The following is a 25,645-nucleotide window of genomic DNA, read 5'->3' as shown; positions in this document are numbered from 1 at the left end:
AGCCATGACCCAATACATCTTCCCCTGCATCGACGGCCATACCTGCGGCAACCCGGTCCGCCTTGTCGCGGGCGGCGCGCCGCGTCTGGAAGGCGCCGACATGCTGGAAAAGCGGGCGCATTTCCTGCGCGACTTCGACTGGATCCGCACCGGCCTGATGTTCGAGCCGCGCGGCCACGACATGATGTCGGGGTCCATCCTCTATCCCCCCACGCGCCCCGATTGTGACGTGGCGGTGCTGTATATCGAGACCTCGGGCTGCCTGCCGATGTGCGGCCACGGCACCATCGGCACCATCACCATGGGGATCGAGAACGGCCTTATCACGCCCCGCACCCCCGGTCGCCTGTCCATCGAGACCCCGGCGGGCAAGGTCGACATCGAATACCGGCAAGAGGGCCGCTTTGTCGAGGAAGTGCGCCTGACAAACGTCCCCGGCTTCCTTTACGCCGAGGGGCTGACGGCGCAGGTCGAGGGCCTGGGCGAGATCGTCGTGGACGTGGCCTATGGCGGCAACTTCTATGCCATCGTCGAGCCGCAGAAGAATTTCCGCGACATGGCCGACCATACGGCGGGCGAGCTGATCGGCTGGTCGCCGAAGCTGCGCGCGGCGCTGAATGCGAAATACGAATTCGTCCATCCCGAACACCCGGCGATCAACGGGCTGAGCCATATCCAGTGGACCGGCGCCCCCACGGTCCCCGGCGCCCATGCCCGCAACGCGGTCTTCTATGGCGACAAGGCCATCGACCGCAGCCCCTGCGGCACCGGCACCTCGGCCCGGATGGCCCAGCTTGCGGCCAAGGGCAAGCTGGCTGTGGGTGACGAATTCCACCACGAATCGATCATCGGTTCCATCTTCAAGGGCCGGGTCGAGGCCGCGACCACCGTGGTGGGGCGCCCTGCGATCATCCCGTCCATCGCCGGATGGGCGCGCCAGACCGGGCTGAACACGATCTTCATCGACGCCGAACGCGATCCCTTCGCCCATGGCTTTGTCGTCAAGTAAGGAAACCCCATGCCTCTGATCCGTATCGAAATGTTCCCCGGCCGCAGCGCCGAGGCCAGGCAGCAGATCGCCGAAGGCATCACCCGCCTGCTGCACGAGACCGCCGGGATCAGCCCCGCCGCGACCACGATCATCTTCCAGGAAACCGCGCCGCAGGACTGGTTCGTCGCAGGGCGTTCCCATGCCGCGCCCAGGGACTAGGACAGCACGATGCGAACCCGCCTCTCGATCAACGTGATCGGCTGCCATGCCGAAGGTGAAATCGGCGACGTGATCGTCGGCGGCGTGCTGCCCCCCGCAGGCGCCACGATGATGGAGCGGATGATCGCCATGGAGCGCGACCACGACCATATCCGCCGCCTGCTGATCTGCGAGCCGCGGGGGTCCGTGGCGCGCCATGTCAACCTGATCGTTCCCGCCATCACCCCCGGCTGCGCGGCCGGTGCGATCATCATGGAGCCGACCGAATATGTCCCGATGTCCGGGTCGAACACGATCTGCGTGGCGACGGTGCTGCTGGAAACCGGCATGGTGCCGATGGTCGAACCCGTCACCCGCTTCAAGCTGGACATGCCCGGCGGCGTGATCGAGGTCACGGCCGAATGCGAAGGCGGCAAGTGCCGGTCGGTCACCTTCCGCAACGCCCCCGCCTTCGCCGCCGTCCTGGACGGCGCGCTGGAGGTTCCGGGCCACGGCACCATCCCGCTGGACATCGCCTATGGCGGGATGTTCTTCGGCATCGTCGATGCGCAGGCCCTGGGCTTCCAGATCGTCCCGGACGAGGCGCGCGATCTGGCGGCCCTGGGCGAAAAGATCCGCATGGCCGCGCGCGAACAGTTCGAGGTGGTCCATCCCGACTTCCCGAACGTGCGCGGCGTGTCCATCGTGCAATTCGCCATGCCGTTCAACGGGCCGGGCAATGTCGCGCGCAATACCTGCATCGTCTCGCCCGGCCGGTCGGACCGTTCGCCCACGGGCACGGGCACCTCGGCCCGGATGGCGGTGTTGCAGGCGCGCGGGCTGATGGGCCGGGGCGATGTGCTGATCCACGAATCCATCATCGGATCGCGCTTCACCGGCCAGATCCTGGAGGTGCGGGAAAACGCCGGGCGGACCACGATCATCCCGCAGATCACCGGCCGGGCCTGGATCACCGGGCAGCACAGCTATTACCTGGACCCCGAGGATCCCTGGCAGACCGGATACATGCTGTCCGACACCTGGGGCGTGACGCCGACGCTGAAGCAATAACGCGATGGCCGGTCTGTCGATCCTGCCGGGCGTCGCGGAAGGGCCGGTCCTGGCCAGCGACGAGCCGCTCAGCTTCTGGGGCGGGGTTGATCCGGCCACCGGGACGGTGATCGACATGCATCACCCGCTGCATGGCCGCGCCGTCACCGGGGCGGTTCTGATGATGCCCTCGACGCGCGGTTCCTGCACCGGATCGGGCGTCCTGCTGGATCTGGTCCTATCCGGGCGCGGCCCGGCGGCGCTGGTGTTCTCCCAGCCCGAGGATGTCGTGACCCTCGGCGCCCTGATCGCGGCCGAAATGTTCGGCCATTCCCTGCCGGTGCTGCGCCTGCCGCCCGCCGATTTCGCCGCGCTGGCGGGCCGGGATTTGGCGCGGATCGGCCCGGACGGCATCGTCGCGGGCGATCTGGCGATCCCGGTCCGACCGCCCGCAACGGCCCTGCTGGATCTGACGCCCGACGATCGCGCGATGCTGGAGGGCGCCGACGGCACCGCGACCGCGCTGGCCATGCGGATCGTCTGCGCGATGGCCGCCCAGCAGGGGGCCGAACGGCTGGTGGACGTGACCCAGGCCCATATCGACGGCTGCATCTATGCCAGCCCGGCGAACCTGACCTTCGCCGAACGGATGGCGTCGCTGGGCGCGCGGGTCCGGGTGCCGACCACCATGAACGCGATCTCGGTCGATCATGCCAACTGGCGGGCGCAGGGCGTGCCGCCCGATTTCGGCCGCCCGGCGCAACGGCTGGCCGATGCCTATGTGGCGATGGGCTGCCGACCGACCTTCACCTGCTCGCCCTATCTTCTGGACAGCGCCCCCGCGGCGGGAGAGGCGGTCGCCTGGGCGGAATCGAACGCGGTGATCTATGCCAACAGCGTGCTGGGCGCGCGCACCGCCAAGCATCCCGATTTCCTGGACCTGTGCATCGCCATGACCGGCCGTGCGCCGCTGGCCGGGGTCTATCTGGACCGGCACCGCCGGGCGCGGCGGATCATCGACCTGGCCCCGCCCGCCGGGGCGGACGACGCGTTCTGGCCCTTGCTGGGCTGGCTGGCCGGGCGGCTGTCGCCCGACCGCATCCCGTTGTTGCGCGGACTGGCCGCCGCCCGGCCCGGCATCGAGGCGCTGAAGGCGCTGTGCGCGGCCTTCGGCACCACCTCGGCCGCGCCGATGCTGCATGTCGAGGGCGTGACGCCCGAGTCGGGTCATGTCGCCCCGGATGCCGACCACTGCCGCATCACCTTGGACGACATGCGCGACGGCTGGCGGCTGCTGAACGATGGTCCGTCCCGGATCGACCTGGTGGCCCTGGGCAGCCCCCATGCCTCGCTGGGCGAATGCCGCGCCCTGGCCCTGGGGCTGGGGGGCCGGCAGGTTGCGGTGCCCACGATCCTGACGGCGGGGCGGGACACCATCGCCCAGGCCCGCGCCGAGGGCACGCTGGCCGCCTTGGAACAGTCGGGCGTCCAGGTTCTTCCCGACCTGTGCTGGTGTTCGATTTCCCGCCCGGTTTTCCCGGACCGGACCCGGACGCTGATGACCAATTCCGGCAAATACGCCCATTACGGCCCCGGCCTGTCGGGCTGCGCAGTCCGGTTCGGCAGCCTGGATGGCTGTATTCAGGCCGCCCTGACGGGCCGCGCCAGCGACGCCCTGCCGGACTGGCTGGCCTAGGACCGGGGCTGCGGCGGGAAGGGGCGGCTGTGGCCGCGCACTCCGGCCAGGCCGAAACGCCAGGGCAGATCCTGCGCGCGGCTGATGCCGATGCGCGGACCGACCAGCAGATCGGCCGGGTCCGGGGGCAGGGCGATGGTGAAATCAGATCCCGCGAAGGCCCTGCCGTCGTCCTCGGCCCGGATGCCAAGCGCCTGGGTCAGCCGTCCCGGCCCGTTGCACAGCAAGGGGCTGTTCCGCCGCGCCGTCATCGCCGCGATCCCCGTGGTGGGGGCCAGGGCGCGGATCAGCACCGCCTCGCCCGGACGGGCGACCACGTTCAGGCACAGGTGGATGCCGTAGGAGCGATAGACATAGGCGTGGCCCGCCGGTCCGAACATCGAGGCGTTGCGCGGCGTCGGGCCGCGAAAGCTGTGGGATGCGGGGTCGTCGCGGCCGTAAGCCTCGGTTTCGATGATGGTGCCGCCCGCGCCGCGCACCAGAAGGGTGGCGCCGATCAGGCGGCGGGCCAGATCGACCGCGCCCAGGCCAAGGATCCGGTCGGCAAGCGGGCCGGTCATGATCACGCCTCGGGGCGGGTGATCACGAAGGCGGCAATGGCGGTGCAGATCATCGCCTGCATCGTCACCACCCAGATCGGCATCCCGGCGATCAGGCTGAAGCCGACGCCGCCGGCCATCGCCAGCGTCGCCCAGATCTTGGCCAGCCGGCTGATCGCGCCGCGTTCGCGCCAGGCCCGGACCGGCGGGCCATAGGTCGGGTGATCCAGGATCCGCCGTTCCAGGCGCGGGCTGCTGCGCGCGAAGGCGGCCGCCGCCAGCAGCAGGAAGGGCACCGTGGGCAGGACCGGCAGGGCGATGCCGACGATGCCCAGGGCCAGGGCGATCAAGCCGAGGACATACCACAGCCGCCGCATCTCAGGTCGCCAGTTCGCGCAGGATGGCGTTCAGCAGGGGGCGCCCGTCGCGGGTGGCGCGCAACCGGCCGCCCTGCGTCGAAACCATGCCGAGATCGCTCAGGCGGCCGATGGTCGCGGGGTCCAGCGGTGCGCCCGCCAGCCGGGCATGGCGGGCCAGATCCAGGCCCTCGGACAATCGCAGCGACATCAGCAGGTATTCCGTGGCCTGTTCATCCATCGGCACCAACTCTCGCAGGGATTCCCCCGTTCCCCGGGTCTCGACGGCGTGAAGCCAGGCGCCGGGGGCGCGATGCGCCTCGGTCGCGAAGCGGCCCTGCGGCAGGGTAATGCGCCCATGCGCGCCCGGCCCGACCGCAGCCCAGTCGCCCTGGCGCCAATAGACCAGGTTGTGGCGGCTTTCCGAACCGGGGCGGGCGTGGTTCGAGGTCTCGTATCCCGCCATCCCCGCCGCCTCGCAGATGTCCTGGGTTTCCAGATACAGGTCGGCGGCCAGGTCGTCGTCGGGCAGGTCGCGCAGCTTGCCCGCCGCAGCGCGCGCGCCGAAGGCGGTGCCGGGCTCGATGGTCAGTTGATACAGCGACAGGTGATCGACCGCCATCGACAGCGCCTGGCCCAGTTCCGCACGCCAGGCGTCGCGGGTCTGGCCCTGCCGGGCATAGATCAGGTCGAAGCTGACCCTGCCGAAGCAGGACCGCGCCACGTCGAAGGCCGCGCACGCCTCGGCGACCGAATGCATCCGCCCAAGGCGGCGCAGGTCGGCGTCGTTCAGCGCCTGGATGCCCATGGACAGGCGGTTCACGCCCGCATCGGCGAACCCCTGGAAGCGGGTGCGTTCGACGCTGGTCGGGTTGGCTTCCAGCGTGATCTCGATGTCGTTGACAAAGCCCCAGGCGGCGCGGGCGGCGCGCAGGACGGCATCGACGGTTTCGGGCAGCATCAGCGAGGGCGTGCCGCCGCCGAAGAAGATGCTGCCCAGGTGGCGGCCCGGCAGTTCCGCGCCAAGCCGGGCGATTTCCGACGACAGCGCGGCGGCCCACCGGGTCTGGTCCACGGCAGGCACGACATGGCTGTTGAAGTCGCAATAGGGGCATTTCGCCTGGCAGAACGGCCAGTGGACATACAGGCCGAAGCCCCCCGCCCGCCAGTCCTCTGCCACAAAGCTGTCGGCCCCCGGCAGCATCATCCGCGAAACGCCGTCACTTCGATCTCGATCTTCATCTCCGGGCGGATCAGGCCCGCGACGACCATGGTCGCGGCGGGGCGGATTTCGCCCAGGGCCTCGCCCAGGACGGGGGTGATCGCCTGGACCAGGGCGGCGTCGGTGACGGTGTATTGCACGCGCACGATGTCGGCGGGGGCAAAGCCCGCCTGGTCCAGCACGGAAAAGATCGTGGCGAAGCAGTTGCGCGCCTGCTGGGCGGGATCGTCGGGCATCGCCATCGTGGCGTAGTCGTATCCGGTCACGCCCGACACGAAGCACCAGTCGCCCTTGACCACCGCGCGGCTGTAGCCCATCGCGGCCTCGAAGGGCGATCCCGTGGAAATCCTATGCAAAGCTGCCCCTTATCATCTGCTCTACCGCCCGCGCCCGGTGGCTGAGGCTGTTCTTCATCGCGGGCGGCATCTCGCCCAGGGTCACGTCATGACCGTCCGGCATGAAGATGGGGTCATAGCCGTGGCCTTCAACCCCGCGCGGGGGCCAGACGACCTGGCCGGGCAGGACGCCCTCGAACACCTCGTCATGGCCGTCGGGCCACATCAGCACCAGCGTGCAGCGGAATTGCGCGCGGCGCGGGATCGGGGCGTTCCGCGATTCCAGCTCGTCCCAGGTGCGCTGCATGGCCATGCGGAAATCGCGACCCTGGCCGGTTTCCGCCCAGTCAGCGGTGTGGACGCCCGGAGCGCCGTCCAGGGCATCGACGCAGATGCCGCTGTCGTCGGACAGCGCGGGCAGGCCTGTGGCTTCAACCGCCGCGCGGGCCTTGATGCGGGCATTGCCGACGAAGGTGGTCTCGGTTTCTGCGGGTTCCGCCAGACCGGCTTCGGCGGCGCCGACGACCTCGACCCCGTAAGGGGCCAGCAGGGCGCGCATCTCGTCCAGCTTGCCCGCGTTATGGGTGGCGACCAGCAGGCGCTTGTCCGTGAAGGCCCTCATGCCAGGGCGGCCTTCTGGGCGGCGACCAGGTCGGTCATGCCCGCCTCGGCCAGATCCAGCAGTTGCCCCATCTGGTCGCGGCTGAACGTCGCGCCTTCCGCAGACATCTGCACCTCGATCAGCCGGCCCGCGCCGGTCAGGACGAAATTGCCGTCGGTGCCCGCCTCGCTGTCCTCGGCATAGTCCAGATCCAGCACGGGCTGGCCCGCATAGATGCCGCAGGACACGGCGGCGACGTGATCCAGGATCGGGTCGCTGGAGATCGCACCCGCCTTCAGCAGCTTGTTCACCGCCAGCCGCAGCGCCACCCAGCCGCCGGTGATCGCCGCGCAGCGGGTGCCGCCGTCGGCCTGGATCACGTCGCAGTCGATGGTGATCTGGCGTTCGCCAAGCGCGCTGCGATCCACGCCCGCGCGCAGGCTGCGCCCGATCAGGCGCTGGATTTCCTGGGTGCGGCCGGTCTGCTTGCCCGCCGCGGCCTCGCGCCGGTTGCGGGTGTTGGTGGCGCGCGGCAGCATGCCGTATTCCGCCGTCACCCATCCCAGGCCGGTGCCTTTCAGGAAGCGCGGCGGCGTTTCCTCCAACGAGGCGGTGCACAGCACATGGGTGTTGCCGACGCGGATCAGGCACGACCCTTCGGCATGGGCCATCACGCCGGTTTCGATTGAAATCGGACGCATTTGGCTTAGATTCCGGCCAGACGGGCGCATGGTCATTCCTTTCGCGAAGATCGCTGCCCCATACCGCCCCGGCGGCCCTTCACGCAACCCCGCGAGGGACATGGACCAGAAGACGCCTTTGCAGGATCTGAACGACCGATCGCGCGAGATCTTCCGCCGCGTGGTCGAGACCTATCTGGAAACCGGCGAACCCGTGGGGTCGCGGACCCTGACGCGCGCCCTGACCGAGAAGCTCAGCGCGGCGACGGTCAGGAACGTCATGCAGGATCTGGAATACATGGGGCTGCTGGACAGCCCGCATGTCTCGGCCGGGCGGATGCCCTCGCAGCAGGGGCTGCGGCTGTTCGTGGACGGCATGATGGAGGTCGATACCGTCAATGCCACCGACCGCGCCGCCATCGACCAGACCCTGGGCAACGACGATCCCGATACCGGCGTGCTGATGGACCGGGTCAGCACGGTGCTGTCCTCGATCACGCGCGGCGCGTCCCTGGTGCTGATGCCCCGGCACGAGGCGCCGATCCGCCATATCGAATTCGTCAGCCTTGGCCCCGACCGCGCGCTTGTGGTGCTGGTCTTCGCTGACGGGCATGTGGAAAACCGCCTGTTCACGCCGCCTGCGGGGCAGACGCCCTCGTCCATGCGCGAGGCGGGGAATTTCCTCAATGCCATGGCCGAGGGAAAGACCCTGTCCGAACTGCGCGGCCAGATCGGCCGCGAGATCGCGGCGCGGCGTCAGGAACTGGACGTGCTGGCCGCCGAACTGGTCCAGTCGGGGCTTGCCTTGTGGGACACCGAATCGTCCGACCCGCGCCTGATCGTGCGCGGCCGCGCCAACCTTCTGGACCAGGAGGTCGCGGATCTGGACCGGATCCGGGTGCTGTTCGACGACCTGGAACGCAAGCGCGACATCGTGGAATTCCTGGAACTGGCCGAGAAGGGCGAAGGGGTGCGGATCTTCATCGGATCGGAAAACAAGCTTTTTTCGCTTTCGGGTTCCGCTCTGGTGGTTTCGCCCTATATGAATGCCGACCGGAAGATTGTAGGCGCGGTGGGCGTCATCGGACCGACGCGGCTGAATTACGGCCGCATCGTGCCGATCGTCGACTATACCGCGCAGCTGGTCGGGCGGGCCCTGTCCGGCCGGAAAGGATGAGAGTGATGAACGAGCAGAACGAACAGCCCAGTGATGACATCCTGGCGGATCCGCTGGCCAACCCGGCGGACGAGATCGCGGCCCTGACCGCCGAGCGCGACGAATACCGCGACAAGTTCATGCGCGCCCTGGCGGATGCCGAAAACTCGCGCAAGCGCGCCGAAAAGGACCGCCGCGACGCCGAGCAATATGGAGGCTCGCGTCTGGCCCGCGATCTGCTGCCGGTCCATGACGCGCTGACCCGCGCGCTGGACGCGGCCGGCGAGGAACAGCGCGCCGCCGCCGCCCTGATCGAGGGGGTGGAGCTGACCCTGCGTGAGCTGTCGAACGTCTTCGCCAAGCATGGCATCGCCGTGATCACCCCCAAGCCGGGCGACAAGTTCGACCCGCTGGAACACGAGGCGATGTTCGAGGCCGCCGTCCCCGGCACCGTTCAGGGCGAGATCATCCAGGTCATGGACAACGGTTTCCGCCTGCATGACCGGCTGCTGCGCCCGGCCAAGGTCGGCGTATCCTCGACCCCTGCCAGCTGAGGGGTTTGCTACAACCTTCCGCTGACTTGCCGAAAGCTCCCGATGGCGCGACGTTGACAAGACGTTCGGTTCATCGGGAGGGAAGGACCATGGCCAGTACTGAAGGGGTGAAGATTCACCCCGCCGTCGACAACGGCATCAAGCAAGGCAATGCCAGTTTTTCGGGCGGGATCCTGACCTGCAAATGCGCGACGAACCCGGTCAAGGTCCGGGTCGGCGCGCAGACCGCGCATAATCATGTCTGCGGCTGCACGAAATGCTGGAAGCCCGAAGGGGCGATCTTCAGCCAGGTCGCCGTCGTGTCGCGCGACGCAATCCAGGTGGTGGAAAACGGCGACAAGCTGCAGGTCGTCAACAAGGACGCGCCCATCCAGCGTTACGCCTGCCGGGACTGCGGCGTCCACATGTACGGCCGGATCGAGAACAAGGACCATCCGTTCTATGGCCTGGATTTCGTCCATACCGAACTGTCGTCCGAGGATGGCTGGTCGGCCCCGGAATTCGCGGCCTTCGTGTCCTCGGTGATTGAATCCGGCGTCGATCCGTCGCGGATGGACGGCATCCGGGCGCGGCTGCGCGAACTGGGGCTGGAACCCTATGACGCGCTGTCGCCGCCCCTGATGGACGCCATCGCGACCCATGTCGCCAAGCGGTCCGGCAAGCTGGCGGCTTGACGGCCCAGGCGATCCCCACGCACAACCAAGGGGCCGCCTCGCGGCCCCTGTGGCTTTATAAAAGAACGCCCGAACGGATAGGAGAAGTGTGATGAGAACCCGTGCCGCCGTCGCCCTGGAGGCGGGCAAGCCGCTGGAAGTGATGGAAGTCAACCTGGAAGGCCCGAAGGCCGGAGAGGTGATGGTCGAGATCAAGGCCACCGGCATCTGCCACACCGACGAATTCACCCGCTCGGGCGATGATCCCGAAGGCATCTTCCCGGCGATCCTGGGCCACGAGGGCGCCGGCGTCGTGGTCGAGGTCGGGCCGGGCGTGACCAGCGTCAAGCCGGGCGATCACGTCATCCCGCTGTATACCCCGGAATGCCGGCAATGCGCGTCCTGCCTGTCGGGCAAGACCAACCTCTGCACCGCGATCCGCGCCACCCAGGGCAAGGGCCTGATGCCCGACGGCACCACGCGGTTCAGCATGTTGGACGGCACGCCGATCTATCACTACATGGGCTGCTCGACCTTCTCGAACTACACCGTGCTGCCGGAAATCGCGGTGGCGAAGGTCCGCGAGGACGCGCCCTTCGACAAGATCTGCTATATCGGCTGCGGCGTGACCACCGGCATCGGCGCGGTGATCAACACCGCCAAGGTGGAAATCGGCGCGAAGGCGGTCGTGTTCGGCCTGGGCGGCATCGGGCTGAACGTGATCCAGGGCCTGCGGCTGGCGGGCGCCGACATGATCATCGGCGTCGACCTGAACAACGACAAGAAAGAGATGGCCGAGCGTTTCGGGATGACGCATTTCGTCAACCCCAAAGAGATCGACGGCAGCATCGTCCAGCATATCGTCGAGATGACCAAGACCCCCTTCGACCAGATCGGCGGGGCGGATTACAGCTTCGACGCGACCGGCAGCACCAAGGTGATGCGCGACGCGCTGGAATGCACCCATCGCGGCTGGGGCCAGTCGATCATCATCGGCGTGGCGGCGGCCGGGGCGGAAATCAGCACCCGTCCGTTCCAGCTGGTCACCGGCCGGATCTGGAAGGGCACGGCCTTCGGCGGCGCGCGCGGCCGCACCGACGTGCCCAAGATCGTCGACTGGTACATGGACGGCAAGATCGAGATCGACCCGATGATCACCCACACCATGGGCCTGGACGACATCAACAAGGGCTTCGACCTGATGCACAAGGGCGAGTCGATCCGTTCGGTCGTCCTTTACTGATCGTTCATCCCTGCATAGGTAAAAGAACGGCGGGGCCATGGTCCCGCCGTCGCCATGAGGAATAAAGGAGCAGGCCGATGCGTCACCAGTGGCTGGACGATGACGACGACGACGAACCGGAAGAGGACGACCGGCGCCACGAGGGCGAGAAGGACGGCGGCCTGGGCCTTCCCGAAGGCGACAAGATCGGCAAGCTGTATTTCAAGTCGCGCACCGTGATCGTCGCGGGCACGATCAACGACAAGCTGGCGCAGCGCACCGTGGCGCATCTGCTGGCCCTGGCCGAGGACTCGGACCGCCCGATCAACATGCTGATCTCGTCCCCCGGCGGGCATGTGGAATCGGGCGACATGATCCATGACGTGATCAAGTTCATCCGCCCCACTGTGCGCACCATCGGGTCGGGCTGGGTGGCGTCGGCGGGCGCGCTGATCTTCGTCGCGGCGAAGAAGGAAAACCGCTTCTGCCTGCCCAACACGCGCTTTCTGATCCATCAGCCCTCGGGCGGGATCGGCGGCACCTCCTCGGACATGATGATCCAGGCGGAACAGGTGCGCCTGATGCGCGACCGCCTGAACCAGATCTTCGCCGAGGCGACCGGCCAGAGCGTCGAGCGGATCGAAAAGGACACGCAGCGCGATTTCTGGCTGAACACGCAAGAGGCGCTGGATTACGGCCTTCTGGGCAAGGTCATCCGCAGCGTGGACGAACTGAAATAATGGCTTGCGGGGCGGTCACCATCCGCCCCGTGGCGGCCACGGATCACGACGCCATCTGGGCGATCCTTCAGCCGTTTTATCGCTGAACTTGACGGGCAGGCCCTTGGCACGAACCCTGTCGGGGCCATATCCCCCGGCGGGCGGATCGCATGTATCACGACCTGTCCGGCCGCGGGCGGCCAGAACGGCCGAGTCCGCATCCTCGGGCAGGCGCCAGCCCAGCCGGACGCCTTTACCGTCGCGGGTGGCGGTGAATTCCGTCGCCGGGCGCTGCGGAAAGGGTCGCAGCGTCGGGTCGCCGATCAGATTGACCCACACCGGATTGATCCAGTCGTAATTGCCCGTCAGCCCGTATTCGCGCGTCTCCAACTTGCCTTTGGTGACATCGCCGTTGTTCGCCGTCCGCATCTGCGCCTGCCCGATGGTCTCATTTAGCGCCATCCCGTGCAGCAGCCATGAGGGCCTGCCGCCCCACGCCGTCGTCAGCGCCCTGTCCGAGGCCGCGACAAGCGCCCGCATCGGATTGTCGCCCCGGTCGAATTGCTGCTTTCCGCTGCCGAAATTGATGGTGAAGACGGCCTCGACAGGCGGCTTTTCGGCATAGTCCAGGCCGCGATGGCTGCCGAAATCAATGCCGAACAGGTATGGCCCCTTGCCTTGATGGTTGTGATGCCCGGCCTCGATCACCGCTTTGGGGCCGAGAATGTTCACAAGCCCCAGCTTTTCCACGGTCAGATGGTCGCTTGCTGCATAGGCGCGCGGGGGCGCCGGCGCCTCGGCCCGCCGCCAGGCGTGGTTGCGGTCCAGCCATGCCGCCAGCAGATCGGTCTCGGTTCCGAATGCGGGTGACAGGTCGGCGAAATCCACCCGCCCGATCGGGGCCGCGATATGGCCGCCGGGGATCAGCGTCGGGTGCAGCGCAAGCTCGCCCGTGGGTGTCTGGGCGGGACGCCAGAACGCATCCGGCGTCACATAGAACAGGTCGGTCGCCTGTGGATGCTTGTCATGGCCATCCGGTGCGATCCAGCCGCTTCTGACGACCGGCAGATGCCCGATCAGCAGCACCGAGGCCGCGCCGCGATTCGCGGTCAGAACATCGCTGATCCGCTGGCGCAGCGCGATCGCGCGGATCATGTTATCGGCGGGATCCGAGGCGCTGCGCGGGGCGTCGATCCGGGTGACCGTCCAGCCGTCGCCCAGCAAATCCATCATCAGCCGGTCCAGCCGGTCGGCCAGGACAGCCGCCAGCGTGTCGTCGACCACCAGCACCGCGTGGCCCGACTGTGGCGCGACCGGAACCTTGGTGCCCGCAGTCCAATAGCCGATCAGGGTCTTGTCCCCCGTCTCCAGCCTGATCTGGTATTCATAGGCCTGGCCGGGCTGCAGCCCGACATCCAGAATGCGCTGCGGCAGAAGAATTTCAGGCTGATAGGGCGCCCAGCTTTCGATGCCGGTCTGTCCAAGGTTCCGTCGGAACACCTGCGGCATCGCCCCGCCCCGCGCCGTCCAGGACAGGCCCAGCCTGCTGCCGTCCGGCGAGGTCTGCGCGGTTATCGTCAGCGGCTGGGCCGGCGCCGCGCTGGCTGGCGCGGCAAGAAGCGCCGCTCCGATCATGGCAAGAAGGCAAAGGCGGTGAAGGATCGTGGTCATGCGCGCAGGATAGGCCCGGCCAGGCCCCGGCCGCAAGAAGCGCGCAGGCATGGAGACCGCTGCCTTCGTGGCAGGATCGGCCATTCGCCATTGCCGCCGATGCCGAATTTCGCCTTGATGCCCGCGACTCGGGCCGCCTATGGCCCATCAGGCAAAGACGGAGAATCAGATGAGCCTTGAAACCGTTTCGGAAAACCGCAGCTTCGGCGGCACCCAGGGCGTTTACCGCCACACGTCGCAATCGACCGGCACCGACATGACCTTCGCGGTCTTCATGCCCGAACTGGTGGCGCATGAACGCGTGCCGGTGCTGTGGTATCTGTCGGGCCTGACCTGCACCCATGAAAACGCCATGACCAAGGCCGCCGCCCAGCAATGGTGCGCGGATGCGGGCATCGCCATCGTCTTTCCCGACACCTCGCCGCGCGGCCAGGGGGTGGCCGACGACGAGGCCTATGACCTGGGCCAGGGCGCGGGCTTTTACGTCGATGCCACCCAGGATCCCTGGAAGCCGCATTTCCGCATGTGGCAATACATCGTCCACGAATTGCCGGAACTGGTCGGCGCCAATTTCGCCATCGACCGCGAGGCGATGGGCATCACCGGCCATTCCATGGGCGGGCACGGCGCCCTGACCATCGCCATGACCCATCCCGAACGCTACAAGTCGGTCTCGGCCTTCGCCCCCATCGCCAACCCGACCGAATCCGACTGGGGCCAGAAGCAGCTGACCGCTTATCTGGGCAGCGACCGCAGCGCCTGGCGCGCCCATGACGCGACGATCCTGATGACCGAACGCGGCTTTCCGGGCGAGGTGCTGATCGACCAGGGCAGCGCCGACCAGTTCCTGGACAAGCTGCGGCCCGAATCGCTGGCCCAGGCGATGATGGCCCGCCGCCAGCCGGGGCAGTTCAGGATGCAGCCCGGCTATGACCACAGCTATTTCTTCGTCCAGTCCTTCATGGGCGATCATGTGATGTGGCACGCCGAAAGACTGCTGTAAGGGGCTTGCCGAAATTTCCCGCCCGCTCTGGCATTTGAACCTAAGACTTTAGGGGCAATTGCCGGGGCGGCAGATTGACGCAAGGCATTGTCCGCCAAAGACTACCTCCAGGACGGCGACCGGAGGAGGGAACCTGTCGCCCGCGTCCAACAGCGGAGGAACTTTCATGAAAAGATTGCTGAACAGCACGGTCGCCGTGCTGCTTCTGTCGGGCACGGCCTATGCCAATGACAGCGTCTTGGCCGAGACCGCCAAACCGGAACAATGGGCGATCCAGACCGGCGACTACGCCAACCAGCGTTATTCCGAACTGGACCAGATCAACCGCGACAACGTGGCCGACCTGCGGGTGGCCTGGACCTTCTCGACCGGGGTGCTGCGCGGCCACGAGGGCAGCCCCCTGGTGATCGGAGACATCATGTATGTCCACACGCCGTTCCCCAACAACGTCTTCGCCCTGGATCTGGCCAATGACGGCAAGATCCTGTGGCGCTATGAACCCCAGCAGGATCCCGAGGTCATCGCGGTCATGTGCTGCGATACCGTCAACCGGGGCTTGGCCTATGCCGACGGCATGGTCCTGCTGTCGCAGGCCGACACCACCGTCGTGGCGCTGGACGCCAAGTCGGGCGAAGTGAAGTGGTCCACCAAGATCGGCGATCCGGCCATCGGCGAAACGCTGACCGCGACCGTGATGCCGGTCAAGGACAAGGTGATGGTCGGCGTCTCGGGCGGCGAATACGGCGTCCGTGGCCGGATGACCGCGCTGAACCTGGCGGACGGAACGGTGGCCTGGAAGGCCTATTCGACCGGCCCCGACGAAGACATGCTGGTCGATCCCGAAAAGACCACCCATCTGGGCAAGCCGATCGGCAAGGACAGCAGCCTGAACAGCTGGGAAGGCGACCAGTGGAAGATCGGCGGCGGCACGCTGTGGGGCTGGTTCTCGTATGACCCGGATCTGAACCTGATCTATTACGGCACCGGCAACCCCTCGACCTGGAACCCGTCGCAGCGGCCGGGCGACAACCGCTGGTCGATGACCATCATGGCGCGCGACGCCGACACCGGCATGGCCAAGTGGTTCTATCAGATGACGCCCCATGACGAATGGGACTTCGACGGCGTCAACGAGAACATCCTGACCGACCAGGAAGTCGACGGCCAGATGCGCAAGCTGCTGACCCATTTCGACCGCAACGGCTTTGCCTATACGCTGGACCGGGAATCGGGCGAACTGCTGGTCGCCGAGAAGTTCGACCCGGCCGTGAACTGGGCCACCCATGTCGAGATGGACCCCAACAGCGACCAGTATGGCCGCCCGCAGGTGGTCGCCGAATACTCGACCGCCCAGAACGGCGAGGACGAGAACACCACCGGCATCTGCCCGGCGGCGCTGGGGACCAAGGACCAGCAGCCCGCGTCCTATTCGCCCAAGACCCAGACCTTCTATGTGCCGACCAACCACGTCTGCATGGACTATGAACCGTTCCGCGTCGCCTATACCGCGGGCCAGCCCTATGTCGGCGCCACGCTGTCGATGTATCCGGCCCCGAACAGCCATGGCGGCATGGGCAACTTCATCGCCTGGGACAATATCGAGGGCAAGATCAAGTGGTCGCTGCCTGAACAGTTCTCGGTCTGGTCGGGCGCCCTGGCGACCGCTGGCGACGTGGTGTTCTATGGCACGCTGGAAGGCTATCTGAAGGCGGTCGATGCCGATACGGGCGAAGAGCTTTACAGGTTCAAGACCCCGTCCGGGATCATCGGCAACGTGATGACCTATGTCCATGGCGGCAAACAGTATATCGGCGTCCTGTCGGGTGTCGGCGGCTGGGCCGGGATCGGTCTGGCGGCCGGTCTGACCAACCCGAACGAGGGCCTGGGCGCCGTGGGCGGATATGCCGCGCTGTCGGATTACACCGAACTGGGCGGCCAGCTGACCGTCTTCGAACTGCCGGGCGAAGCCTCGGCCGCAGCGGAACCCGCAGCGGAACCGGCGCCTGCCGAAGGTGGCACCAGCGGCTAATACTTTCGGCCCGCTAACGCAAACTTGCGCTATCCATCGCTCCCCCCGAGGATAATCTCGGGGGGAGTTTTACCTGGGGAGGACGGGTAAATTGACCTTTGGGAGGAATGACAGCATGAACGCCATCACCAGCCTTGCGTCGCTGGTCCTTGCCGCGACAATGGCAACGACCGCCTGGGCGCAGGACACGACGACCCAGACCCCGCCGCCCGCCGAAGCCGGCGCAGGCGCGGCGGCCGCGACATCGGGCGCGGCGGCTGCGGCCCCTGCGGATCCCGCCGCCGGACAGGTGGGCGATGCGCCGGTCGAGATGGCCGAAGGCGCCACCACCCTTCCCAACGGCATGGACATCACCCCTGTCAGCCAGGAAAACGGCCGCTGGTACAACGCGGAAGGCATTCCGACCTTCAAGATCGAGAACGGCGTCGTCGATTTCGCGACCTTCAACGGTTTCCGCCGCTATTCCGCAGAATGCCATGTCTGCCACGGTCCCGACGGCGAGGGGTCGACCTATGCCCCCGCGCTGAAGACCTCGGTGCTGCGGATGGATTACTACGACTTCCAGGAGATCGTCGCCTCGGGCAAGCAGGACGTGAACACCGCCGCCAACCTGGTGATGCCTGCGTTCGGGACCAACAAGAACGTCTGGTGCTATATCGACGACATCTATGTCTATCTGCTGGCACGGGGCACCGACGAGCTGCCGCGCGGCCGTCCCGCCGAACGCGCCGACAAGTCCGAGGAATATACCGCGCAGGAAGATTCCTGCATGTCGATGTGACATGGGCATCCTTCGCTGGCTGATGGCGGCAGTGATCCTGGGCGCGGCGCCTGCGGCGGCCCAGGTGGCGGATCTGCGGTCCACCACGCAGTTCCGTGTCTGCGCGGATCCGGCCAATGCGCCGATGTCGACGCGGGACGGGACCGGCTTCGAGAACCGGCTGGCCCAGGCCTTCGGCGAATGGCTGGGCGTGCCGGTGACCTATACCTGGTTCCCGTCGGGCATGGGCTTCATCGCCCGGACGCTGCGGGCCGGGGATTGCGACGTGGTCATGGGTTATGCCCAGGGCGACGAGCTGGTGCAGAACACCAACCACTATTACACCTCGGTCTTCGGCATCGTGACGCGCAGGGACGGCGATCTGGCGGGGGTCGATCACCTGACGGATCCGGCGCTGAAGGATCATCCCATCGGGGTGATCGCCGGATCGCCGCCTGCCACGATCATGGCGCAGGCCGGGCTGGCCAAGGACATGCGCGGCGCCGACCTGTTCGTGGACCGGCGGGTCAAGGATCCGGTGGGGGATCTGATCGCGGGGGTCAAGGACGGCACGCTGGACGCCGCCGTGTTGTGGGGGCCGCTGGCCGGGCCGCGCGTTAAGGACGACCCGGATTTGCAGTTCACGCCGCTGCTGAAGGAAACCTCGGGGCCGAAGATGTTCTATCGCATCACCATGGGGGTGCGGCTGCCGGAACAGGAATGGAAGCGGCAGCTGAACAGCCTGATCCGCCGCCACCAGGACGAGATCCACGCCATCCTGCGCGACGCGGGCGTTCCGCTGGTCGACGATTACGGCAAGGAACTGATCCAGTGATCCGCGCGGTCCTGCTGGCCTTGCTGCTGGCGGGACCGGCCGCCGCCCAGGTTCCCGAACCCGAAACCTATCGGGGCGAACCCTACCGCGCCCCGGTCCCCGCCAGCCTGCGAGGCGCCGTGGTCATCGACGCGGCCCAGGCGCTGCGGCTGCATGGCCAGGGCGTTCCATTCCTGGACGTCCTGCCGCGCAAGACCCGGCCCGAGGGGCTGCCCGAAGGCACCCTCTGGCGCGAACCGCCGCACGAGACGATCCCCGGCGCGGTCTGGCTGTGGGATACCGGCTGGGAAAACCTGGCCCCCGCCGAACAGGCGCGGCTGGAACGGGGGCTGGACCAGGCGTCCCGGGGCGACAAGGCCGCGCCGCTGGTGATCTTCTGCCGCGCCGACTGCTGGATGAGCTGGAATGCCGCCCGCCGCGCGGTGGCCCTGGGCTATACCGGCGTCCACTGGTTCCCCGGCGGGATCGAGGGCTGGCTGGCCGCAGGCGGCGCGCCGCTGGTCAGGGCCGTGCCTGCCGACCCGTGAACTGCCCGAAGGCGCGCGGACCCGACGGCATGTCGATCTCTGCCGTGATCGCCAGGCTTTTGGCATCGATCAGCACAAGCGTGTCCGAGTCCCAATTGGCGACCGCCACCGCATCGCCGCCGGGCAGGGGGCTGATCCCCTCGGGGTAATCGCCGACGGGGATTTCATCCAGCACTGCCAGGCTGGCGGGGTCGAACACCGTCAGCGTGCCCGCATACTGGTTCGTCACGAAGCCCCGCCCCCCGGCGAAGGCCACGGCATAGGGATGGCTGCCGGTCGGCACCTGTCCCGCCAAGGTGCCGGTCGCGGCGTCGATCACCGACACCGTGTCGCCCTGCACATCCGCCGTCCAGAACCGCCCGTCGTGGAAGGCGATCCCGAAGGGATGCGCCCCCGCCGTCGCCACCCGGTGCAGCAGCGTCCCGGTCGCGGCGTCGAAGATGGTGATCCGGTCGTCGTCGCGATCCGCCGTCGCCACCCGTCGCCCATCATCGCTGACCGCCACCCCCGCAGGGGCGGCGCCGGTGGGCACCTGCCACAGCGGTTTCAGATCGGCGTCCAGCCGGGTCAGATGCGCCCCGAACCAGTCGGTCACGAACAGCCCACCCCCCGGCGCCACCGCCAGGCCGAAGGCGCCTTCGCCCAGATCGCGGCTGGCGGTCACGCCGCCGCTTTCGTCCATGACGGACAGCCGCCCGGTTTCCGCCGCGATCACATAGGCGCGGCCCGCTGCGGGGTCATAGGCCACCGGCGCGGGCTTGCCCGCGACCGGCGTCCGGGCCAGCACCTGCCCCGAGGCGGTATCGACCAGCGTCACCATGTCGGCGTTCTGGCTGGTCACGAAAGCCAAATCCCCCGCCAGGGCGGGGGATGACAGCATCAGGGCAAGGGCGGCAAGCCTCACTCGGCCTTGCCGAAGCGTTCGGCAAGGGCGTCCAGGCCCGCCTGATAGACGCCGTTGACCGCCGCCATGGCCGCGTCGTCGTTCAGGTTCGCGGGGGGATCGTTGTTGGGATAGCCGCGATAGAACCCGGCCTTCCAGACCACCTCGGCCTTGCCGTCCTTGTCCTTGACCTGGAGGGTGGACGAATAGTTCGTGACCGGCAGGATCTCGACCGCGACATCGGTGATCATGTACTTGTACTGCCGCTTGTCGGGGTCGATGGACATCAGCTTTTCGGTGATGGTCGGATCGCCGCTTTCCGCCTTCAGGTGCAGGATGCGGGTCGATTCCTCGGGGATATCGGCGGGCGCGCCTGCGGGCGTGATTTCGGTGCTGGCGACGGCGGGGTGCCAATCGAAGTCGTCGAACTTGCCGATGGTCTGCCACACCTCGTCCGGGGTGGCGTTCAGCACGACCGACTGTTCGGTCTTCAGCCGCGACGGGCCATGGGCCTGGGCTGTCAGGGTCAGGGCCAGCGTGGCGGCAACGGCAAGGCCCAGGATCTTCTGCATCATCTGTTCCGCTTTCTGTCGAATGCCCTTCGACCATGCGACGGCCGCCCGCCCGCGTCCATACGACCTAAGATTGATCCAAATCTTCCCGGCTGCGCCGGGAACATAAACCGTCTTGTCCCAGGATGGTCCGCGACCCAACATGACCCACAGGGAGAGATGAAATGTTCAAGGGAATCATAGCACTTTTGGCTGGCGCCACCGCGCTGGCCGGACCTGCCCTGGCCCAGCAGCAGCCGCAGATGCAGCAGATCCGCGCCGCCGTGCTGCGCGTGGACGCCGAAAGGCTGCCGCCGATTTCCCGGCTGGATCTGCCGGTCGCGGACCAGGGCTTCGCAGGCGCGCGTCTGGCGATCGAGGACAACGACACCACCGGCCGCTTCATGAACCAGGATTTCGAGGCGGTCGAGGTCACGGCCAGCCCCGAAACGGCGGCGGCCGAGCTGGACAGGATCATCGCCGACGGCATCCAGTTCGTCGTGGTACTGGCGGACGGCGCGACCACGCTGGCCCTGGCCGACCAGGCGGGCGACCGGGCCATGCTGCTGAACGCGCGGGCGCGGGGCGACAACCTGCGCGGGGCCGATTGCCGCGCCAACACCATCCATGTCGCGCCCAGCCACGCGATGCTGGCCGATGCCCTGGCGCAGTTCCTGATGTGGAAGAACTGGCCCGACTGGCTGCTGGTCAAGGGCAGCCACCCCGAGGACGAGGATCTGGCCGCCGCCTATCGCCGCGCGGCTGCCAAGTTCGGCGCCAAGATCGTCGAGGAACGGGTCTATGAAGACACCGGCGGCGCCCGCAGCACCGATTCGGGCCATGTGCAGGTTCAGGCGCAGATGCCCGTCTTCACGCAGCGCGCGCCGGATTACGACATCCTGGTCGCGGCGGACGAAAGCGACATCTTCGCCCCCTATCTGCCCTATCTGACCTGGGATCCCCGCCCCGTCGCCGGTTCCGCCGGACTGGTGCCCAGAAGCTGGCATCCCGCGATGGAGGCCTGGGGCGCGATGCAGTTTCAGAACCGCTTTGAAAAGCTGGCCAACCGCCCGATCCGAGAGGACGACTATCAGGCCTGGCTGGCGCTGCGCATCGTGGGCGAGGCCGCGACGCGCACCCAGTCCGCCGATCCGGCCACGCTGCGCGAATTCATCCTGTCGGACCAGTTCGACGTGGCAGGCTTCAAGGGCCAGAAGCTGACGGTGCGCGACTGGGACCACCAGGTTCGTCAGCCGATCCTGCTGACGACGGGGGTGCTGACCACCTCGGTCAGTCCGCAGGACCAGTATCTGCACCAGACAAGCGCGCTGGACACGCTGGGCATCGACCGCCCCGAAACCGAATGCACATTCCCGGAGGTTCCATGAAACATATCCTGATCCTCGCCCCGGCGCTTGCGGTCCTGGCCGAACCCGCCCTGGCCAACCGCGTCTTCGTCAGCAACGAAAAGGGCAACGACGTGACCGTTCTGGACAGCGAGACGCTGGAGGTGATCGGTACCTATCCGGTCGGCAACCGCCCGCGCGGCATCACCATTTCCCCGGACGGGACCGAACTTTACGTCTGCGCGTCCGACGACAACCTGGTCCGGGTGTTCGATCCCAACACCATGGAGGAGCTGCACACCCTGCCGTCCGGCCCCGACCCGGAACTGTTCGTGCTGCATCCTTCGGGCAACCCGCTCTATGTCGCGAACGAGGATGACAACCTGGTCACCGTGGTCGACGTGAAGACCCACAAGGTTCTGGCCGAAATCCCGGTGGGCGTCGAACCCGAGGGCATGGGCGTCAGCCCGGATGGCAAGATCGTCATCAACACCTCGGAAACCACCAACATGGCGCATTTCATCGACACCGACACGTTCGAGATCGTCGCGAACGTGCTGGTCGATTCGCGCCCCCGCTTTGCCGAATACAACCACGACGGCACGAAACTGTATGTCAGCGCCGAGATCGGCGGCACCGTCAGCGTGATCGACCCCGCTACGCAGCAGATCACCAAGAAGATCACCTTCGAGGTTCCGGGCGTGCTGCCCGAGGCGATCCAGCCGGTCGGCGTGCGGGTGACGAATGACGGCAAGAAGGTCTTCGTGGCGCTTGGCCCGTCGAACCGCGTCGCCGTGATCGACGGCGAAACCGACGAGGTGACGGATTACCTGCTGGTCGGCCAGCGGGTCTGGCAGATGGCCTTCACCCCGGACGAGAAATACCTGTTCACCACCAACGGCAATTCCAACGACGTGTCGGTGATCGACGTGGCTGCCGGCGAAGTCGTGAAATCCGTCCCCGTGGGCCAGCAGCCCTGGGGCGTCGTGGTCGCGCCGAACTGAGGCGGACCGAATCGAATTTGTGAGGGAGGAAACCTGATGACCCGTTTGCTGACCATCCTGATGATCATGGCCGGCCTGTCCGTCCCTGCCGCCGCGCAGGAGACCGCCGCCCCCGAAGGCGCCGCCGCGACCGAGGCCGCCCCCGATGCCGCGGCAGCCGAGGAGGATGACGACGACGACGATGAAGGCGAGGACGCGGGCGAGGCTGCGGCCACCTATGACGCCCAGGGCAAGTTCGATTACGGCTTTTCCGGCATCATGGCGCGTGACAACCGCACCGATCTGGCGCCGCTGACGCTGGCATCGGGATCGCCCGTCGCGGGGGGCGAATACACCCTGAAATCGGGCGGCTTCTACCGCATCGACATCAATGCGGACGGCAGTCAGGAACTGGCGCTGTCGGGCGGCGACTTCTTCCGCGCCATCTGGATCAACGAGATCGTCATCAACGACATCGAGATCCGGCCGATGGGCGTCCACAGCATCGAATTCGACAATGCCGGGACTGCGACCATCAGCTTTGTTGCCGTGACGCCGGGACGCTATACACTGTCGATTCCCGGATCCTCGGGTGACACCCAGCAGGCGGTGTTCAACATCCAATAGGAGAGGCGATGGGGAACCCCGTTCTTGACTGACCCGGCCTGCGCCCTGCGCATCACCGGCCTGTCGCACCGCTTCGGCAGCGTTTCCGCGCTGTCGGACGTGTCGCTGACGGTGCCGCGCGGCAGCTTCACCGCGCTTCTGGGCGTGAACGGCGCGGGCAAGACCACGCTGTTCTCGCTGGTGACGCGGCTTTACAGCAACGTGTCCGGCAGCATCGAGGTCGCGGGCCACGACCTGCGCCGCCAGCCTGCCCAGGCAATGGCCCGCCTGGGGGCGGTGTTCCAAAGCCGCGCCCTGGATGCCGACCTGACGGTGGCGCAGAACCTGGCCTATCACGCCGCCCTGCACGGCATCTCGCGCCGCCGGTCGCGCGACCGCATCGCCCAGGTGCTGGCGCAGGTGGATCTGGAAAGCCGGGCCAACGACCGCGTGTCGGCGCTGTCGGGCGGCCAGCAGCGGCGCGCGGAAATCGCCCGCGCGCTGGTCCACCGCCCCGACCTGCTGCTGCTGGACGAGGCGACCGTGGGTCTGGACGTGAAATCGCGGGCCGAGGTTCTGGCCCTGACCCGCCGCCTGATCGCGGCCGAGGGTGTCTCGGCGCTGTGGGCCACCCATATCCTGGACGAGATCCAGCCCGACGACGACCTGGTGATCCTGCACCGGGGCCGCGTGTTGCGGGCGGGCAAGGCCGCCGCCATCGCCGGACCCGCCGGGCTGACCCAGACCTTCCTGGCCCTGACCGGGGCCGCCGCATGACCGAACGCCGCTTTCCCCCGTCGGCCTGGTTCACCGCCTTCCGCGGCATCGCCTGGCGCGAGACGTTGCGCTTCGTCCAGCAGCGGGGGCGATTTCTGGCCGCGCTGGTGCGTCCGCTGGTCTGGCTGTTCATCTTCGCCGCGGGCTTCCGCGCCGTGCTGGGCCTGTCGATCACGCCGCCCTATCAGACCTATGTGCTGTACGAGGTCTATGTGACCCCCGGCCTGGTGGCGATGATCCAGCTGTTCAACGGCATGCAGTCGTCGCTGTCGATGGTCTATGACCGTGAAACCGGGGCCATGCGGACGTTGCTGGTCAGCCCCTTTCCCCGATGGTTCCTGCTGGGATCGAAGCTGATGGCGGGCGTGATCGTGTCGATCATTCAGGCCTATGCCTTTCTGGCGATTGCCTGGTTCTGGGACATCCGCCCGCCCGCCTGGGGCTATGTCGCGGTGTTGCCGGCGCTGGTCCTGTCGGGGCTGATGCTGGGGGCGTTGGGGCTGTTCCTGTCATCCGCCATCCGGCAGCTGGAAAATTTCGCGGGCGTGATGAACTTCGTGATCTTCCCGATGTTCTTCGCGTCCTCGGCGCTGTATCCACTGTGGCGGATGCGGGAAAGCTCGCCGCTCCTGCACGACATCTGCGCGGCGAACCCGTTCACCTATGCGGTCGAACTGATCCGCTTCGCGCTGTATCTGCAATGGAACGGGCAGGCTCTGGCGGTGGTCGCGGGCTGCCTTGCGGTGTTTTTCGGCGCCGCCGTCTTCATGTATGATCCCGCCAAGGGCCTTTGGGCCAGAAGGAAGGAGAGGGGATGAAACCTGCCATCGCATTCGCCCTGATGCTTGCCGCAGCGCCCGTCTGGGCGGCCACCGGCACCGATCCCGACTGGCCCTGCATCCAGCGCAAGCAGCCGCATCTGTCGCTGGGTCAGGTCTGGACCGGGCCGGTTCCCGACGAACGGGTGGCGGACCTGGCCCGCGACCCGAAGATCGAAGCGCTTGCCGCCCGGCTGGAACAGCGCCGCCTGCCGCTGGAGGAAGCCGAGGCCGCCATCGCCGAGTTCGCGAAGGACGCGGACGATGCGCATCTGACGGCGCTGATGGTCGCGATCATGGACAAGATCGAACCCGACCGCGCCGCGCTGATCGCGGGCATCGCCCGATACGGCCACAGCCAGGTCGATCTGGCCCGGCGAATCGAGGAACGCCGCGCCAGGATGGTCGAAATGGAGCAGGCCGACCCGCCCGATTTCGACGCCATCGACGCCGCCGAGGAGGCGCTGGACTGGGACCAGCGGGTCTTCACCGAACGCCAGCAGTCGTTGACCTATGTCTGCGAGACGCCGGTGATCCTGGAGCAGCGCGCCTTTGCCCTGGGCCGGGCGATCGCCGGGCATCTGGAGGACTGAGGGGGATTGGCGAAGGCCATCCCTTCGCCACGTCGCGACATTTCCCCCTGAACCGCCGGGCCTTCAAGGCCCGACCAGGCGGGCGCCGGCCTTCGGTGGTCGTGGGGCGTCGCTGTCTCTGGTTGCACCGTTGTGCAAAGGGCGGGGGAAACGCAGTGCGTTTCCTGATTCCGCCCCATTGACCATTGATCCAACGTAACCGGCCGATTGTTACCGCGGCGGTTGAGCCTTGAAGCGTTGCGCGAGTTCAGGATCGCTAACGAAGTCGTCGAGGAACTGGTGCCAGGTTTC

General features: G+C 67.2%; 28 protein-coding genes and 1 pseudogene. 20 read left to right on the top strand and 9 right to left on the bottom strand.

The genetic code is table 11. The features are described 5' to 3' along the window. The first annotated feature begins 4 nt into the window (after positions 1–4). Genes PARHAE_RS04650 through lhpI form a run of 4 tightly spaced genes read left to right on the top strand, consistent with a single transcriptional unit; the run spans position 5 to position 3,935 of the window. Entirely contained in the window at positions 5–1,009 is a 1,005-nt protein-coding gene (locus PARHAE_RS04650) for a 4-hydroxyproline epimerase (protein ID WP_126153441.1), read from the top strand. A gap of 9 nt (positions 1,010–1,018) precedes the next feature. Continuing rightward, positions 1,019–1,210 carry a tautomerase family protein gene (locus PARHAE_RS04645; RefSeq protein WP_126153440.1) on the top strand — a complete coding sequence of 64 codons (192 nt, stop codon included), beginning with the start codon at positions 1,019–1,021 and terminating at the stop codon, positions 1,208–1,210. 9 nt (positions 1,211–1,219) lie between these two features. Continuing rightward, the gene (locus PARHAE_RS04640) at positions 1,220–2,260 is read left to right on the top strand and encodes a proline racemase family protein (protein WP_126153439.1); all 1,041 of its coding nucleotides are present in this window, start codon (positions 1,220–1,222) and stop codon (positions 2,258–2,260) included. 4 nt (positions 2,261–2,264) lie between these two features. Continuing rightward, positions 2,265–3,935, top strand: coding sequence for a cis-3-hydroxy-L-proline dehydratase (gene lhpI, locus PARHAE_RS04635; RefSeq protein WP_126153438.1), 1,671 nt, complete (start codon positions 2,265–2,267; stop codon positions 3,933–3,935). Here lhpI and PARHAE_RS04630 read toward each other — a convergent pair. The 6 genes from PARHAE_RS04630 to rph are packed head-to-tail and all read right to left on the bottom strand — an operon-like array spanning position 3,932 to position 7,719. Then, on the bottom strand, positions 3,932–4,495 hold the full coding sequence (locus tag PARHAE_RS04630; protein ID WP_126153437.1) for a DNA-3-methyladenine glycosylase: 564 nt from the start codon (positions 4,493–4,495) through the stop codon (positions 3,932–3,934). The two genes, lhpI and PARHAE_RS04630, sit on opposite strands and share 4 nt — an antisense overlap. A gap of 2 nt (positions 4,496–4,497) precedes the next feature. Beyond that, positions 4,498–4,851, bottom strand: coding sequence for a YbaN family protein (locus tag PARHAE_RS04625; RefSeq protein ID WP_126153436.1), 354 nt, complete (start codon positions 4,849–4,851; stop codon positions 4,498–4,500). Position 4,852: 1 nt separating this feature from the next. Beyond that, positions 4,853–6,037, bottom strand: a complete 1,185-nt coding sequence (gene hemW, locus PARHAE_RS04620; RefSeq protein ID WP_241232669.1) for a radical SAM family heme chaperone HemW — start codon at positions 6,035–6,037, stop codon at positions 4,853–4,855. Beyond that, on the bottom strand, positions 6,034–6,408 hold the full coding sequence (locus PARHAE_RS04615; protein WP_126153435.1) for a RidA family protein: 375 nt from the start codon (positions 6,406–6,408) through the stop codon (positions 6,034–6,036). Before PARHAE_RS04615 ends, hemW begins: the two co-directional genes overlap by 4 nt. Next, a complete protein-coding gene (rdgB, locus tag PARHAE_RS04610) occupies positions 6,401–7,009 on the bottom strand; it encodes an RdgB/HAM1 family non-canonical purine NTP pyrophosphatase (RefSeq protein ID WP_126153434.1) in 609 nt (202 codons plus the stop codon). The genes PARHAE_RS04615 and rdgB overlap by 8 nt, the downstream gene beginning before the upstream one ends. After that, the gene (rph, locus tag PARHAE_RS04605; protein ID WP_126153433.1) at positions 7,006–7,719 is read right to left on the bottom strand and encodes a ribonuclease PH; all 714 of its coding nucleotides are present in this window, start codon (positions 7,717–7,719) and stop codon (positions 7,006–7,008) included. The genes rdgB and rph overlap by 4 nt, the downstream gene beginning before the upstream one ends. 70 nt (positions 7,720–7,789) lie before the next feature. On the opposite strand from rph, the gene hrcA reads away from it, so the two are divergent. The 5 genes from hrcA (at position 7,790) to PARHAE_RS04580 (ending at position 11,993) form a co-directional block, all read left to right on the top strand. Then, on the top strand, positions 7,790–8,845 hold the full coding sequence (hrcA, locus tag PARHAE_RS04600) for a heat-inducible transcriptional repressor HrcA (RefSeq protein ID WP_126153432.1): 1,056 nt from the start codon (positions 7,790–7,792) through the stop codon (positions 8,843–8,845). A 5-nt stretch (positions 8,846–8,850) separates the two neighbouring features. Continuing rightward, positions 8,851–9,378, top strand: a complete 528-nt coding sequence (locus PARHAE_RS04595; RefSeq protein WP_241232668.1) for a nucleotide exchange factor GrpE — start codon at positions 8,851–8,853, stop codon at positions 9,376–9,378. Between the two features lie 89 nt (positions 9,379–9,467). Then, positions 9,468–10,052, top strand: coding sequence for an S-(hydroxymethyl)glutathione synthase (gfa, locus tag PARHAE_RS04590; protein WP_126153430.1), 585 nt, complete (start codon positions 9,468–9,470; stop codon positions 10,050–10,052). 91 nt (positions 10,053–10,143) lie between these two features. Then, positions 10,144–11,274 carry an S-(hydroxymethyl)glutathione dehydrogenase/class III alcohol dehydrogenase gene (locus PARHAE_RS04585; RefSeq protein WP_126153429.1) on the top strand — a complete coding sequence of 377 codons (1,131 nt, stop codon included), beginning with the start codon at positions 10,144–10,146 and terminating at the stop codon, positions 11,272–11,274. Positions 11,275–11,351: 77 nt separating this feature from the next. Continuing rightward, complete coding sequence (locus PARHAE_RS04580) at positions 11,352–11,993, top strand: ATP-dependent Clp protease proteolytic subunit (protein WP_126153428.1); 642 nt, start codon at positions 11,352–11,354, stop codon at positions 11,991–11,993. A gap of 15 nt (positions 11,994–12,008) precedes the next feature. Here the strand turns inward: PARHAE_RS04580 and PARHAE_RS04575 are convergent, their stop codons facing one another. Continuing rightward, positions 12,009–13,643 carry a hypothetical protein gene (locus PARHAE_RS04575; RefSeq protein WP_126153427.1) on the bottom strand — a complete coding sequence of 545 codons (1,635 nt, stop codon included), beginning with the start codon at positions 13,641–13,643 and terminating at the stop codon, positions 12,009–12,011. Positions 13,644–13,812: 169 nt separating this feature from the next. Here PARHAE_RS04575 and fghA point away from each other — a divergent pair, with 169 nt between their 5' ends. The 5 genes and pseudogenes from fghA (at position 13,813) to PARHAE_RS04550 (ending at position 18,797) form a co-directional block, all read left to right on the top strand. Then, entirely contained in the window at positions 13,813–14,646 is an 834-nt protein-coding gene (gene fghA / locus PARHAE_RS04570; protein WP_126153426.1) for an S-formylglutathione hydrolase, read from the top strand. Between the two features lie 166 nt (positions 14,647–14,812). Beyond that, positions 14,813–16,606, top strand: a pseudogene (locus tag PARHAE_RS04565) (methanol/ethanol family PQQ-dependent dehydrogenase); the annotation flags it as partial. Between the two features lie 379 nt (positions 16,607–16,985). Further along, entirely contained in the window at positions 16,986–17,456 is a 471-nt protein-coding gene (locus PARHAE_RS04560; protein WP_241232673.1) for a c-type cytochrome, methanol metabolism-related, read from the top strand. Position 17,457: 1 nt separating this feature from the next. Beyond that, complete coding sequence (locus PARHAE_RS04555; protein WP_206436867.1) at positions 17,458–18,270, top strand: substrate-binding domain-containing protein; 813 nt, start codon at positions 17,458–17,460, stop codon at positions 18,268–18,270. Beyond that, positions 18,267–18,797, top strand: coding sequence for a PQQ-dependent catabolism-associated CXXCW motif protein (locus tag PARHAE_RS04550; RefSeq protein WP_164555140.1), 531 nt, complete (start codon positions 18,267–18,269; stop codon positions 18,795–18,797). Before PARHAE_RS04555 ends, PARHAE_RS04550 begins: the two co-directional genes overlap by 4 nt. On the opposite strand, the gene PARHAE_RS04545 is transcribed toward PARHAE_RS04550, so the two are convergent. Both PARHAE_RS04545 and PARHAE_RS04540 read right to left on the bottom strand, forming a co-directional pair. Next, entirely contained in the window at positions 18,772–19,701 is a 930-nt protein-coding gene (locus PARHAE_RS04545) for a YncE family protein (protein WP_241232667.1), read from the bottom strand. The genes PARHAE_RS04550 and PARHAE_RS04545 overlap by 26 nt on opposite strands. Beyond that, positions 19,698–20,252: an SRPBCC family protein gene (locus PARHAE_RS04540; protein WP_126153541.1), complete on the bottom strand. Its 555-nt coding sequence runs from the start codon at positions 20,250–20,252 to the stop codon at positions 19,698–19,700. The genes PARHAE_RS04545 and PARHAE_RS04540 overlap by 4 nt, the downstream gene beginning before the upstream one ends. Positions 20,253–20,416: 164 nt before the next feature. Here PARHAE_RS04540 and PARHAE_RS04535 point away from each other — a divergent pair, with 164 nt between their 5' ends. From PARHAE_RS04535 to PARHAE_RS04510, 6 genes are read left to right on the top strand one after another with little or no spacing between them, the layout of a single operon-like run. Continuing rightward, positions 20,417–21,619 (top strand): ABC transporter substrate-binding protein, encoded by a 1,203-nt coding sequence (locus PARHAE_RS04535; RefSeq protein WP_420899387.1) that lies wholly within the window; start codon positions 20,417–20,419, stop codon positions 21,617–21,619. Beyond that, positions 21,616–22,581 carry a YVTN family beta-propeller repeat protein gene (locus PARHAE_RS04530; protein WP_126153423.1) on the top strand — a complete coding sequence of 322 codons (966 nt, stop codon included), beginning with the start codon at positions 21,616–21,618 and terminating at the stop codon, positions 22,579–22,581. The genes PARHAE_RS04535 and PARHAE_RS04530 overlap by 4 nt, the downstream gene beginning before the upstream one ends. A 36-nt stretch (positions 22,582–22,617) precedes the next feature. Then, the gene (locus PARHAE_RS04525; protein ID WP_126153422.1) at positions 22,618–23,187 is read left to right on the top strand and encodes a cupredoxin domain-containing protein; all 570 of its coding nucleotides are present in this window, start codon (positions 22,618–22,620) and stop codon (positions 23,185–23,187) included. Between the two features lie 24 nt (positions 23,188–23,211). Beyond that, the gene (locus PARHAE_RS04520; RefSeq protein ID WP_126153421.1) at positions 23,212–23,943 is read left to right on the top strand and encodes an ATP-binding cassette domain-containing protein; all 732 of its coding nucleotides are present in this window, start codon (positions 23,212–23,214) and stop codon (positions 23,941–23,943) included. Further along, a complete protein-coding gene (locus PARHAE_RS04515) occupies positions 23,940–24,761 on the top strand; it encodes an ABC transporter permease (RefSeq protein WP_126153420.1) in 822 nt (273 codons plus the stop codon). The genes PARHAE_RS04520 and PARHAE_RS04515 overlap by 4 nt, the downstream gene beginning before the upstream one ends. Next, complete coding sequence (locus tag PARHAE_RS04510) at positions 24,758–25,354, top strand: hypothetical protein (protein ID WP_241232666.1); 597 nt, start codon at positions 24,758–24,760, stop codon at positions 25,352–25,354. Before PARHAE_RS04515 ends, PARHAE_RS04510 begins: the two co-directional genes overlap by 4 nt. Positions 25,355–25,645: the final 291 nt, after the last annotated feature.

Origin of the sequence: Paracoccus haematequi (assembly GCF_900631945.1) — a bacterium.
GTDB lineage: Bacteria > Pseudomonadota > Alphaproteobacteria > Rhodobacterales > Rhodobacteraceae > Paracoccus > Paracoccus haematequi_A.
Note: the sequence above shows the minus strand (reverse complement) of the source record. Positions and strands in the feature narration are given on the sequence as shown.